The sequence below is a fragment of the Sphingopyxis sp. genome (genome assembly GCF_040216815.1).
In the GTDB taxonomy this organism is placed as follows: domain Bacteria; phylum Pseudomonadota; class Alphaproteobacteria; order Sphingomonadales; family Sphingomonadaceae; genus Sphingopyxis.
The window spans coordinates 472,261-484,621 of record NZ_JAVJOJ010000004.1 but is presented as its reverse complement, the minus strand read 5'-3'; the positions used below and the strand labels follow the sequence as shown (position 1 = coordinate 484,621).

The 12,361-nt window shown below is 65.2% G+C and carries 10 protein-coding genes and 1 other RNA gene; 2 read left to right on the top strand and 9 right to left on the bottom strand.

The genetic code is table 11. From position 1 onward, the window contains the following. Positions 1-189: 189 nt before the first annotated feature. The 6 genes from RIA72_RS06070 to dapA all read right to left on the bottom strand — a co-directional run bounded on the left by RIA72_RS06070 (position 190) and on the right by dapA (position 7,151). Complete coding sequence (locus tag RIA72_RS06070) at positions 190-537, bottom strand: response regulator (RefSeq protein ID WP_350031423.1); 348 nt, start codon at positions 535-537, stop codon at positions 190-192. Then, entirely contained in the window at positions 530-2,905 is a 2,376-nt protein-coding gene (locus RIA72_RS06065; protein ID WP_350031422.1) for a hybrid sensor histidine kinase/response regulator, read from the bottom strand. The genes RIA72_RS06070 and RIA72_RS06065 overlap by 8 nt, the downstream gene beginning before the upstream one ends. Before the next feature lie 92 nt (positions 2,906-2,997). After that, positions 2,998-5,058: a M13 family metallopeptidase gene (locus tag RIA72_RS06060; RefSeq protein ID WP_350031421.1), complete on the bottom strand. Its 2,061-nt coding sequence runs from the start codon at positions 5,056-5,058 to the stop codon at positions 2,998-3,000. 96 nt (positions 5,059-5,154) lie between these two features. After that, complete coding sequence (locus tag RIA72_RS06055; protein WP_502957936.1) at positions 5,155-5,784, bottom strand: DUF2062 domain-containing protein; 630 nt, start codon at positions 5,782-5,784, stop codon at positions 5,155-5,157. After that, positions 5,781-6,266: an SsrA-binding protein SmpB gene (gene smpB / locus RIA72_RS06050; RefSeq protein WP_350031420.1), complete on the bottom strand. Its 486-nt coding sequence runs from the start codon at positions 6,264-6,266 to the stop codon at positions 5,781-5,783. The genes RIA72_RS06055 and smpB overlap by 4 nt, the downstream gene beginning before the upstream one ends. Before the next feature lie 9 nt (positions 6,267-6,275). Beyond that, a complete protein-coding gene (dapA, locus tag RIA72_RS06045) occupies positions 6,276-7,151 on the bottom strand; it encodes a 4-hydroxy-tetrahydrodipicolinate synthase (RefSeq protein ID WP_350031419.1) in 876 nt (291 codons plus the stop codon). A gap of 100 nt (positions 7,152-7,251) precedes the next feature. On the opposite strand from dapA, the gene RIA72_RS06040 reads away from it, so the two are divergent. After that, positions 7,252-9,279: a lytic transglycosylase domain-containing protein gene (locus tag RIA72_RS06040; RefSeq protein WP_350031418.1), complete on the top strand. Its 2,028-nt coding sequence runs from the start codon at positions 7,252-7,254 to the stop codon at positions 9,277-9,279. A gap of 7 nt (positions 9,280-9,286) precedes the next feature. Next, entirely contained in the window at positions 9,287-9,769 is a 483-nt protein-coding gene (locus RIA72_RS06035) for a GreA/GreB family elongation factor (protein WP_350031417.1), read from the top strand. Between the two features lie 3 nt (positions 9,770-9,772). On the opposite strand, the gene RIA72_RS06030 is transcribed toward RIA72_RS06035, so the two are convergent. From RIA72_RS06030 to rnpB, 3 genes are all read right to left on the bottom strand, one after another. Next, positions 9,773-11,485 carry a caspase family protein gene (locus RIA72_RS06030; protein WP_350031416.1) on the bottom strand — a complete coding sequence of 571 codons (1,713 nt, stop codon included), beginning with the start codon at positions 11,483-11,485 and terminating at the stop codon, positions 9,773-9,775. 153 nt (positions 11,486-11,638) lie between these two features. Next, a complete protein-coding gene (locus tag RIA72_RS06025) occupies positions 11,639-11,794 on the bottom strand; it encodes a hypothetical protein (protein ID WP_338425080.1) in 156 nt (51 codons plus the stop codon). A gap of 75 nt (positions 11,795-11,869) precedes the next feature. Beyond that, positions 11,870-12,254, bottom strand: an RNA gene (gene rnpB, locus RIA72_RS06020) — RNase P RNA component class A. Positions 12,255-12,361: the final 107 nt, after the last annotated feature.

Below are 12,361 nucleotides of genomic sequence, written 5' to 3'. Positions count from 1 at the left end.
CTGCTCTAGAGCGACAGCGGACGCATCGCAACGCCGGACCCATGTGCCACATTTGTTCTCATGGAACAAGAGGGGAACAGAATATAATTTCTGCTTTCGTCATCCCGGCGAAGGCCGGGATCTCGCCGGTGCGTCGGGTATCGAGGATGAGATCCCGGCCTTCGCCGGGATGACGACCGGTTTGATCTGCTACGCTCCGAACTCTTCCAGCGCCGCCTCGATGTCGCTGATCCGGAATGGCTTGGTAATCAGTTTGCGATGCGCGTGCGACGGCGGGATGACGTCGCCTCCGCCCGAGGTGAAGGCGAAGGGAATGTCGTGCTCGGCGAGCGCGTCGGCGACCGGCCAGCCCTTTTCATCGCCGAGGTTGATGTCGACGAGCGCGCCTGCAAGCGGTTCGGAGGCAATGAACGCCAGCGCCTCCTCGTTGGTCGTCGCTTGCGCAGGTTCGGGCAAGCCGAGCGCGTCGAACATGTCGACGAGCATCATGCCGATCAGCACATCGTCCTCGACGATCAGGATGCGCGGCTCAGCCATCCTGTCCTCCGCGGTGCACCGCGTCGTCGAGCGCGGCCGATGTCGCCTCCGCCAATTGCGCGACCGAAAAGGGTTTGGGCAGAAACGACACATCGTCGATGTCGATCGACTGGCGAAGCTGCTCCTCGGCATAGCCCGACATGAACAGGACGGGCAGGCCGGGGCGCTTTGCGCGCATGGCGCGCACCATCGTCGGCCCGTCCATCGTCGGCATCACGACATCGCTGATAACCAGATCGACCTTTTCCATCTCGGCAAAGCGTTCCAGCCCCTCCTCACCCTGCGCGGCGGCGACAACCGTATAACCCGCACGGGCCAGAGCGCGTTCCGCGACCGCCCGCACCATATCTTCATCCTCGACCAGCAGGATGGTTCCGCTGCCCCATTGGCTCTTCCGGGGCTTGGCGGGCGGCGGTGGCGGCGTTTCGCCGCCAACACGATGGACGGGCAGATAGATGGTAAAGCTCGTCCCCTCTCCCGGCTTGCTGTCGGCAAAGATAAAGCCCGCCGACTGCTTGATGATGCCATAGACGGTCGACAGCCCGAGCCCCGTCCCCTTGCCCACGTCCTTGGTCGTGAAAAAGGGCTCGAAAATCTTGGGCAGCACGTCGGCGGGAATACCCGTCCCCGTATCGCTGACCTTGAGCGCGCAATAATCGGCCGGGGGCATGAATTCATTATCGAGCTGACGCACATCGGCCGCCGACACCGGATAGGTTTCGATCGTCAATGTTCCCCCGCCCGGCATCGCGTCGCGTGCATTGACGGCCAGATTGATGATCACCTGCTCAAGCTGGCCGGGATCGGCGCGCACCGCGCCCAGCCCGCGCCCGTGATGCACCGACAGTTGCACTGTGTCCCCGATCAGGCGCTTCAGCAGGTGCGATACTTCGGAAATCACGTCGGGAAGCTGCAAGATCTGCGGCCGCAACGTCTGTTGCCGCGAAAAGGCAAGCAACTGCCGCGTCAGGCTGGCGGCACGGTTGGCGTTGCTGCGGATCTGCTGAATGTCGTCATAATCGCTGTCGCCCGGCGTGTGGCGCATCAGCATCAGGTCGCACGCGCCGAGCACCGCGGTCAGGATATTGTTGAAATCGTGCGCGACACCGCCCGCGAGCTGGCCGACCGCCTGCATCTTCGATGCCTGCGCGACCTGACGCTTGAGCCGCGATTCCTCGCTCGAATCCTTGAGGCTCAAAAGCACCGCCGCTTCGCCGAGGCCGCGTACGCCGACTACGCGCATCGACACCGGATCGCCGCTCTGCCCCGCCAGCCGGATCGACAGGTCGCCGCCGACCTGCTGTCCGCTGCTGTGGCGGCGGATCATATCGGCGAGCGGCCCCTTGTCCTCACCCACCACAATGTCGCCCGGATAACGCGGCATCTTGCCCTCGGGCAGGTTCGCCGCGCGCATGAAGGCGCGGTTCATATAGAGGAAGCGCCCGTCGCGATCGACCATCGCCAGCCCGAAAGGCAATAGCGAGAGCAGCGTTTCGACATAGGTTTGCGCGGTACCGCGGTCGGCCGGGCCCATCTCTTCGTCGAGCATGGCGAGCAACATGGGCGAATTGCCGTCGGCGGGCGCGAGCGCGATCTGTATCAAGCGTACCGGCGTCGCCCGGTCGCCCTCGCGCGCGAAATAGAGCGAACCGGCGTCGTCGAGGCGCAGCATCGGGGCGACATCGCGCCCCGCGAAATGGCGCGAATCCACTTCGCCCAGGGCGCGGAGCAGAAAGGCCTCATTCGCCGCGCGAAGGCGGCCCTCGCTGTTCACCAGCGCGGCCATCACCCCGGCATGGCCCAGCGTGCGCCCTGCCGGACCGCCAAGGTGGCGGGTGAGTTCGGCAACCAGATCGAGCCGTTCGACCGCGGCGAAGCGCCAGACGAGATAATCGTCGGCCTGCCCGGTGCGAGTGACCTGCGCGCGCAATTGCAGCGGGCCCACGGCGATGTCCTCGGCGCGCCCCTCGCCGTCGCGCCACGCCGCGCGGCCGGCATTTTTCAGCAGTTCGGCGCCGCGGCCGTCCAGCGGCAGGCCCGGCGGCGTGACAAAGCCCCCCATCCAGGTCGCGAACAGATCGTTGGCACACACCATGCGCCCCGCACGGTCGGTCACGGCAATGGCGACGTCGTCGTGATGGATCGCCTGGCGCAGCATCGTCCAGTCGGGCGGCAGGGCCTCCCGGTTCGCCGCGGCAGGAAACAGGCGGCGCACGAGCAGCGTCCCGCCCGCGGCAACCGCCAGGCCGGCGGCAAAGCCTGCCGCCACCGTCATGCTGCGCGTCGTCCAGAAGAGCAGCGCAACCGACACGAAGGCGAGCGCCGCGATCAGCGCGATGTCGAGCCGCGACAGCTGCGCGGGGGGCATGATTGTTTCCGCAGGGCCCGCCTCCCTGATGACAACACCATCAGCGGAGGACAGGCTTTGCGCGGTCAAGTCACATTCTTTCTATCGGCGTTCTACCAGATGCGAACGCGCTCTTCGGGCGTCAGATACAGCTTCTGGTCGGGTTTAACCTGGAACGCCTTATACCAAGGGTCAAGGTTGCGCGACACCCAAGTCCGCTGGATCGACGGCGAATGCGGATCAGTCGTGATCCGCTGCGACAGATTCTGCTCGCGATAATTGCGGCGCCACACCTGTGCCCAGCCCAGGAAGAAGCGTTGATCGCCGGTCATGCCATCCAGAACCGGTGCCTCCTTGCCGCCCAGCGACTTTTTATAGGCTTCATAGGCCACGGTCAGGCCCGCCAGATCGCCGATATTTTCGCCGAGCGTGAAGGTACCGTCGAGCTTTTCGCCCGGCAGCACTTCATAGGCATCATATTGCGCGATCAGCGCCTTGCCCGCCGCCTCGAACGCCGCGACGTCGGCGGGCGTCCACCAGTCGGCCAGCTTGCCCGTTTCGTCATATTTTGCGCCCTGGTCGTCGAAATGGTGGCTGATCTCGTGCCCGATCACCGCGCCGATGCCGCCATAGTTGATCGCCGGGTCGGCGTTGGGATCAAAGAAGGGCGGTTGCAGGATCGCGGCGGGGAAAACGATCTCGTTCATGCCGAAATTGGCATAGGCGTTGACCGTCATCGGGGTCATCCCCCATTCCCAGCGGCGGATCGGCCCGCCGAGGCGGCCGATATTGTCGTCGTGCGCGAACTGGTTGGAACGCAGCGCGTTGCCGAACAGGTCGCCCGCGCGGATGTCCAGCTTGCTATAATCCTTCCAGCGGTCGGGATAGCCGATCTTGGTCGTAAAATTGGCGAGCTTTTTCTTTGCCTTGACCTTGGTTTCGGGCTGCATCCAGCTCAATCCGTCGATGCGGTCGCCCATCGCCGCCAGCACATTCTTGACGAGCTGGTCCATCGCCGCCTTGGTTTCGGGCGGGAAATATCTGGCGACATAATCCTGACCGACCGCTTCCCCCATATTGCCGGTGGTGAAATCGACCGCGCGCTTCCAGCGTTCCTGCATCTGCGGCGTTCCTGACAGCGCCGTGCCGTAAAAGGCAAAGGCTTCCTTCGCGACCGCGTCGGGCAGCACGCCCGAAAAGCCGTCGAGGCTGCGCACGATCAACAGGTCGCGGATCACGCCGATCGGCGCGTCGGCGATCAGCTTCGCTTCGCCGGTGAAGGCGCTCGGCTGCGACACGAGCAGCGAATCCTCGTTCACCCCGATGCCGCGAACGAAAGTCGCCCAGTCGAATCCCGGCGCCGCCGCGGTGAGGTCGGCGATGGTCATCTTGTTATAGACTTTGGTTGCGTCGCTGCTGTCGTTCTTGTCCCAATGGACGGTCGCGATCTGCTTTTCGAAATCATAGATCGCCTTGGCGCGTGCGGCGGCGTCGCGTTCGCCCGCGAGTGTCAGAACATTCTGAAGATGCTGGAGGTAGGCCGCCTGCAGCTTGGCGTTGCGCTCGTTATCCTTCAGGTAAAAGTCGCGATCGGGCATCCCGATGCCGCCTTGGAACATCGTATAGATATAGACCTCGGGATTCTTGTCGTCCTGACCCACGAAACCGCCGAAAAAATGCTGAACGCCATTGCGGTCGGCTTCGGCCAGCAGTTTCGCAAGACCCGCCTTGTCGACGCCGCGAATCCTGGTCAGCCACGGCTCGATCGGCGCGAGCCCCTTCGCTTCGACTGTCTCGGCATCGAGGTAGGAGGCATAGGCGCGGCCGATCATGCTGTTCGGATCGGCCTTTGCCGCTTCGAGGATTTCCTGCGTACGCTTTTGCGACAGGTCGGCAAGAACGGTGAACATACCGAAGTTCGACTTGTCAGCAGGAATTTCAGTGTTTTTCGTCCAAGTGCCGTTGGCATAGGTGTAAAAATCGTCACCGGCACGGACGCTCTTGTCCATCCCCGAAACATCGAAGCCGAAGGTGCCGAGTTCGGGCTTGCCCGCATTCTTGGCCGCGGGTGCGGTGGCGGGCGCTTCCTCGGCGCCAGCGGGCACGGCGGCCAGCATCAGCGCGCCAAGGGCCGCGGTCGCCATCAGGCGCGAAATCTTGATCGGATGTGTCATGCTATTCCCCAGTTATCGACGTAAAGCGCGAGCGGCGCCGCAAATCCGCGGCGTCTTTCGGCGATAGGGACAGCTATACGCGCGCGAATCGCGGGTTCAACCGGCCGCCGTGTCGCTCGTCGATGCCTCATGTCGTTGGTCGCGTGCGCGGGCCAGCTTGCGCCGCCAGCGAAGGCGAATCCAATTATCCCAGAACACAGCGGCCAGGACATAGCCGATCGCGGCCGCGACGACCGAGATCACGAACAGACCCGCGAGCATGGCGGGCGCGGCGTCGGAAAAGGTCCAGCGTACCCACTCGCCCGCCGAGGCGCCATGCTCGATCATCGCCGAGAAGGTCGCGCTGTTCGCCTGCAACCCGAACAGCCAATCGCCAAGCCAGACCGAGGCGAGGATGATGAACGGCGTCGTCACCGGATTGGACAAAAAGGTCATCGCCGCGCCGATCGGGATATTGGCACGGACGGGCAGCGCGAGCAGCGCGACCCCCAATATCTGCACGCCGGGGATCAGGAAAAAGATGCCGACGAACAGGCCCAGCGCGGTACCGCGCGGCACCGACGTGCGGGTGAACCGCCATAGATGGCTGTGCGCGACCCTGTGCGCAAAAGGCCTGATAAACCGGCTTGCGAGCAGTTCCTCGCGCGTCGGCGAGTTGCGGCGGATCCAGTTCATCACCGCCGCCTTGTCGCGCGCCTTATGATCTCCAGGCGTGCCCCCGCTCATCCGCGATCCTTCAGCAATCGCTGCTTGTCGCGTTTCCAGTCGCGTTCCTTGATCGACTCGCGCTTGTCATGCGCCTTTTTGCCCTTCGCCAGCGCAAGCTCGACCTTGGCGCGGCCGCGACTGTTGAAATAGACGGTAAGGGGTACCAGCGTCATTCCCTGCCGCGCGACCCCTGCGTGCAGCTTGTTGATCTCCCGCCAGTTGAGCAGCAGCTTGCGCGGGCGCTTGGGTTCGTGGTTGAAGCGGTTGCCATGGCTGAATTCGGGGATATTGGCGTTGATCAGCCAAACCTCGCCGCCCGTCACCTCGGCATAGCTTTCGGCAATCGTCCCTTCGCCAAAGCGTAGCGACTTCACCTCTGTCCCTTGCAGCGCGATCCCCGCCTCGAAAACCTGTTCGATACTATAGTCGAAGCGCGCGCGCCGGTTTTCGGCGACGACCTTTTTCTTGTCGAACTCGGCGGCGGATTGCGGACGGGCCATGACGAAAGCTCAGATCACTCCTGCCGACGACAATGCGGCATCGACGGCCTTGCGCGACGCATCGGACGCCGCGATGATAGGTAGGCGCACTTCGGGCGAAAACCAGTCGTGAACGCGCGACAGCGCATATTTGACGGGTCCCGGCGACGTGTCGGAGAACATCGCCTTGTGCAGATCGAACAGCCGGTCGTGAAGCGTCAGGGCGCGCGCCCAATCGCCGGCCGCGCAGGCAGCGGCGAAATCGGCACAAAGCCGCGGCGCGACATTGGCCGTAACCGAAATACATCCCACCCCGCCCAGCACCGCATGGGGCAGCCACAGATCGTCATTGCCGGACAACTGGCAGAAATCATGCCCGGCGCCTGCACGATGGGCGGTGACACGATCGAGATGCCCGCTCGCGTCCTTGATCGCGACGACAGTGGAAATCTCGGCGAGCTTGCACATCGTTTCGGCGCTGATGTCGCAGGACGTGCGGCTGGGGACGTTATAGACGACGATCGGCAGGTCGCTGGCATCGGCCAGCGCCTTGAAATGCGCGATCATGCCCTCCTGGCTCGGCCGGTTGTAATAGGGGGCGACGACCAGCGCCGCGGCGGCGCCCGACGCCTGCGCGTGGCGCATATGGCGGATCGCAGTCGCGGTGTCGTTCGACCCGCAACCGGCGATCACCGGCACGCGCCCCGCCGCGGCCTCGATACAGCAATCGATCACGCGATAATGTTCGTCATAGCCGAGCGTCGGGCTTTCGCCGGTCGTCCCGCACGGCACCAGCGCGCTCGTTCCTTCTTTGACCTGCCAATCCACAAGGCGCGCGAAGGCGGGCGCGTCGAACGCCCCGTCGCGGAATGGCGTCACCAAGGCGGGAATCGAACCCGAAAACATGCTCCGCTCCTTTACAAGGACATGAGCGGACCGATAGAATCCGGCCCGCGCGCCGCTATTGAACGTCTATTCAGCGCCCCGCAAGGAGTTTGGCATTAATATGGCGGACATGATCTCGCTCACCAGAATTTCCCCCCTCGCCCTTGCGCTGGCGCTCGCTATCCCCACCGCCGCGACCGCCAGCGAGCTTACACCCGAACAAATGGCCTGGTATCGCGCCCAGATGGGTCTCTCATCGGTGTCGGGCCCGCCGCCCGCACCCAATATGGTCGGCGAGGCGGTGATGGAGTGGCGGCGCCTGACGGCGAACAGCGGCGCCTCCTTCGATCAACTCTCGCGCTTCCTGATGGCGAACAAGGGCTGGCCCGACGCCGACAAGCTGCGCGTGCGCGCCGAAAAGGCAATCGCGCTCGACAGTTTCGACCCCGCGCGCACGCTCGCCTTTTTCACCGCTTATCCGCCACAGACCGCCAGCGGCCACTTGCGCATGGCGGTCGCGCTGAACGCGTCGGGGCGGCGGGAGGAGGCGAACGCTGCCGTCCGGCGAGCATGGACCAGCGGGCCGCTCGACGATTACGAAACGAGCCGCGCGCTCAGCATGTTCCCCGGCGCAATCACCCTCGCCGACCATGACGCACGGATGGACAAGCTGCTCTGGTCGGGCGCAACCGCGGCGGCGAGCCGCCAGCTCGGCTATACCTCGCCCGACAAGCGCGCGATCTTCGCCGCGCGCCTGGCGATGCGCAGCGGCGCGGTCGATGCCGCCTTGCAGGCGGCGGCGGTCGAAAGCGCCAACCCGTCGATCGCGCGCACCGACCCCGGCTACATCACCGCAAAGGCCACCTGGCTACGCGCCTCGGGCCGGGTGGGCGAAGCGCGCGCGCTGCTCGCGGCGCCGCGATCGCTGGCCACGGCACCGACCGATGCCGAGGAGTGGCTGGAAACATTGCTCACCAATGCGCGGCTAGCCGATGCCGGCGGCGACAAGACCACCGCCTATCGCATTGCGAGCCAGCTCGACGACGCCTTTCCCCCCGGCACCGTGATCCGCGAGACGCCGCTGGGCGTTCGCGACGATTATACGTCGCTCGCCTGGCTTGCGGGCCAGCTGGCGCTCAAGGATCTCGGCCGCCCTGCCGAGGCGGCGAAGCATTATCGCGCCTATGGCGAAGCGGCGCGTTCGGCGCAGACGCGCACCAAGGGCTTTTATTGGGCCGGCCGTGCAGCCCTTGCCGCCGGCGACCGCGCCGCCGCGAATGCCCATTTCGCCGATGCGGCGCAGCATTATGACCAGTTTTACGGCCAGTTGGCGCTCGAACGATTGAACCGCCCGCAGCCCCGGCCGTCACCGACTCCCGCGCTCGCCGTGAGCGCGGAGGAACAGCGCGCGTTCGAGGACGACCGGCTGGTCCGCGCCGCACGCGCGCTGGGTGAGATCGGCGCATGGCGCGAACAGTCGCTCTTTCTCCGCGCGCTGGCGCAAAAGGCCAGCACGCCCGCCGACCATGTGCTCGCGGGCAAGCTCGCCGCCAAGATCGGCCGCCCCGACCTGGGCGTGATGATCGGGCGGAGCGCGCAGGCGAACAGCCTCGACGCGGTCGAGGTGTCGGGCTTTCCGACCGTGCGCGTCCCCGCGGGTCACGAAAACAACTGGACCTTCATCCACGCGATCACACGTCAGGAAAGCCAGTTCGACCGCGCCGCGATAAGCCACGCCGGCGCACGCGGGATGATGCAGCTGATGCCGGGCACGGCGCGCGAAGTCGCCGGCAAGCTGGGGCTGAATTACGACGGCGCCGCGCTGACTAGCGACACCAATTATAATATGACGCTGGGGTCGACCTATTTTCAACAGATGCTGCGCTATTATGGCGGCAGCTATCCGCTCGCGGTTGCGGCGTATAACGCGGGACCGGGCAATGTGAACAAATGGCTGCGCGCCAATGGCGACCCGCGCACCGGGGCGATCGACATCCTCGACTGGATCGAGGCGATCCCGATTTTCGAGACGAAGAATTATGTCCAGCGCGTGCTCGAAAATGCCGTTGTCTATGACACGCTGAGCGAGGGCAAGACGCTGCCCAAGGCTCCGCTGAGCTTCTATCTCGGCAAACGCACGCCGGGGTGATGTCCGCATGGCGGGGGACAAGACCAACATCATCAGCCCGGCGGGCTTTGCCGCGCTGCGCGCCGAATATGATGCGTTGCTGGGCGACGAGCGGCCCAGGCTGGTCGAAGTGATCAGCTGGGCCGCGGGCAATGGCGACCGCAGCGAGAATGGCGATTATATCTATGGCCGCAAACGGCTGCGCGAGATCGACCGGCGATTGGGCTTCCTCGCGCGCCGGATGAAGGCCGCGCGGGTCGTCGACCCCGCCGAACAGCCCGACAAGACCCGCATCTGGTTCGGCGCGACCGCCGAACTCGCCGACGACGAGGACGCACGGCGCATCGTCACACTGGTCGGCGACGACGAGGCGGAGGCGGGCGAAGGCCGGATCGGGTGGAACAGCCCGCTCGCCCGCGCGCTGCGCGGCGCGGCGGTCGGCGACCTCCGGACGGTGCAGCTTCCCGCCGGGCCAAAGGAATGGGAAGTGATCGCAATCCGCTATCCCTGACGCTCATTCGCCGATGCCCGCAATCAACGCGCGCTGGTCCTGGCGCAGTTCGGGCAGGTCGCGCGCCAGCCGCGCCCAATGCGCGGCTTCCTTCATATCGGCGGCGACGCCCGTTCCTTTCCGGTAGGCGTCGGCGAGAATCGCGCGCGATCCCGCAAAGCCCGCGCGCGCGGCCACCCCGCAATCCTCGATCGCCAACGCCAGCGTCTTGTCGGCGAAATGCGCTTCGCACAGCCAGTGATTGCCCTCCGGATTGCCCGCGCCGGCGAGCGCGCGCAGCCGGGCGAGGTTGGCGGCGCGCGTGTCGGGGAAAAAGGTCAGCGCAAAGATCGCGGCCGGATGGCCCCTTTCGGCCGCCTCGGCGTAGAGCGCCTGCGATCGCGCAAAATCGGGCGGCCCGAAGGTCCCGACCGTCAGCTGATAGGCAAGGTGTGTCTTGGCTTTTGTATAACCCGCGTTCGCCGCGGCGACATAAAGGTCATAGGCGCGCTCGACGTCAGCCGGCGAAGGATTATTTTGGAGGAGCAGATAACCCAGTTCCTGCTGCCCCGCCGGGAAACCCTGCGCCGCCGATTTTTCGAGATAGGCGCGCGCGCGGGCGACATCCTTGCGCACCCCGACGCCGAGCGAGAACATATAACCGACAAGCTGCTGCGCAAGCGGATGGCCGCCATCGGCGAGCGCGACGAGCTTTGCCGCGGGGTGACGCGACAATATGTCGGCGATCAGCACCGGCTCATCCTCGATCGCCAGCCGGTCGAGCGAGATGTCAGCGAGCGGGTCGATCGCCTGACCGCGGGCGCCGTTCGTCGAAGGCGGCGGTGGCGGCGCCGACATGGGGCGAACAGGGGAAATAGCCGCTGCCCTCGCGGGTATCTCCGGCGGCGCGACCAGATAATAATCGTCGAACCAGCTGCCGTAATGAAAGGGCTGCTGCGGACCCAGTTCCATGCCGCGCGTCCGCTTGTAAACTTCGCGCGATACCACCTTGAAATAATCGCCGATTTCCAGGCCCGGAATCGCCAGTTCCTTCACCACCGCCGCCGCAAAGGGGCTGACCGGCGATCCGACGGGCGCAAAATCGAGCGCGGGGCGCCCCTTCGCCGTCGAATAGAAAACGGCGCCCTGCCCGATGTCGAGCAGGCCCAAAGGCGCTGATCCCGCCTCGCCGCTCGCGGCGTCGACGTCGGCAATTCGCACGACCGGCTCGGCGGTGCGGCAGGCATCGACGAACAGCAAGGTGAACGCGCCCCTGGGAACGACCCGTTCGACCGCCTTTTCGATCGACAGATATCGCTCCTCGACATCGGCGCGGCGCGTCGCGGGCGGCGCGTCCATCGGGACAAGCCAGTTGCGCCCCCCATATTCGAACCCGTGCCCGGCATAATAGAGGATGACCGACTTTGCCCCCGCCGCTTCGGCTGCGAAGCGCGTCAGCGCGGCGTCGAGCGCCGCCATGTCGGCATTGCGCACGATCCGCGGCGCAATGCCGGCTTTCCTGAACGCCTCGCAGACGAGGTCGATGTCGTTGACCGCATTTTTGAGCGATGGCCATTCCCAGTCATTATAGGCGCTGTTGCCGATCAGCAGCGCGACCCGGTCGCCTCGCAGTGGCGCATCGCCGCAAGCAGCGGGCTGCGCAAAGGCCGGGAGCGCGCCGAACAGCAGCGCCAGAACCGCAGCCAGAATAGCGCTCGCGCGCGTCCGCTCAACCATGCCCGCCCCCCTGAAACGCCGCGCGGCGCCCGCCCGGAAAAGCGCGGAAATCTGCGCAACTTTACACTGAAATCACATCATTGCGCGCTTTCAGTGCATCGAAAGCGATGGTAGGTGAGCGGACCCGTGTAGGAAAGCGGAAACTCCGCATCCCTACGGTTGCAGCAACGCCGGGATGATCCAGATCGCCGACAGCACGATCACCACGGCAATCAGCGAAAAAGCCAGTACATAGCGGACATTGTGCCCTTTGACCCCGCCGCTCGCTTCGGTTTCGTCCACTTCGACATGATCGTCGACGACTTTCATCGCGTGTCTCCCTTCTGCTTTGCTTCAGAACGCGGCCCCCGGTGGCGCGGTTCCCCGCGGCCGGGCGTCGGGAGAGATGCCAGAGGGTCTGTAAGCCGGGTTCTGTCCACCCCGTTGCCGGGGATGGGCGATCATTCCTCTAGGCGAACGGTTACCCGAACGCTCCAGCAGTCAACCCGGACGGCGGGGCCGGAACCAGCCCTGAGTTCCCTCATGCCATCCCTATTCGACCTTGCTCCCGGTGGGGTTTGCCGTGCCGCGTCCGTTGCCGTCCGCGCGGTGCGCTCTTACCGCACCCTTTCACCTTTCGCCGGGCCGAAGCCGTGGGCGGTCTTCTCTCTGTGGCACTTTCCCTGACCCCCTTGCGGGGGCCGCCGGACGTTATCCGGCACCGTGGTTTCCGTGGAGCCCGGACTTTCCTCCCCTTCCTTGCGAAAGCGGCGATCGCCCGACCCTCTGGCAAGCAGAGTATAGCAATGTTGCGCGCATTGTGCGAGCGCCACGAAAGCCCTCGCGATTTGCCGTCGGCGGTCGCGAGGAACCTCGCCAAACCGGCCGCACGGCCGT

Bases quoted from the DNA above. Each gene is read 5' to 3' on its own strand.
- RIA72_RS06070 (WP_350031423.1), bottom strand. From the start codon at position 537: ATGGCTGAGCCGCGCATCCTGATCGTCGAGGACGATGTGCTGATCGGC.
- RIA72_RS06065 (WP_350031422.1), bottom strand. From the start codon at position 2,905: ATGCCCCCCGCGCAGCTGTCGCGGCTCGACATCGCGCTGATCGCGGCG.
- RIA72_RS06060 (WP_350031421.1), bottom strand. From the start codon at position 5,058: ATGACACATCCGATCAAGATTTCGCGCCTGATGGCGACCGCGGCCCTT.
- RIA72_RS06055 (WP_502957936.1), bottom strand. From the start codon at position 5,784: ATGAGCGGGGGCACGCCTGGAGATCATAAGGCGCGCGACAAGGCGGCG.
- smpB (WP_350031420.1), bottom strand. From the start codon at position 6,266: ATGGCCCGTCCGCAATCCGCCGCCGAGTTCGACAAGAAAAAGGTCGTC.
- dapA (WP_350031419.1), bottom strand. From the start codon at position 7,151: ATGTTTTCGGGTTCGATTCCCGCCTTGGTGACGCCATTCCGCGACGGG.
- RIA72_RS06040 (WP_350031418.1), top strand. From the start codon at position 7,252: ATGGCGGACATGATCTCGCTCACCAGAATTTCCCCCCTCGCCCTTGCG.
- RIA72_RS06035 (WP_350031417.1), top strand. From the start codon at position 9,287: ATGGCGGGGGACAAGACCAACATCATCAGCCCGGCGGGCTTTGCCGCG.
- RIA72_RS06030 (WP_350031416.1), bottom strand. From the start codon at position 11,485: ATGGTTGAGCGGACGCGCGCGAGCGCTATTCTGGCTGCGGTTCTGGCG.
- RIA72_RS06025 (WP_338425080.1), bottom strand. From the start codon at position 11,794: ATGAAAGTCGTCGACGATCATGTCGAAGTGGACGAAACCGAAGCGAGC.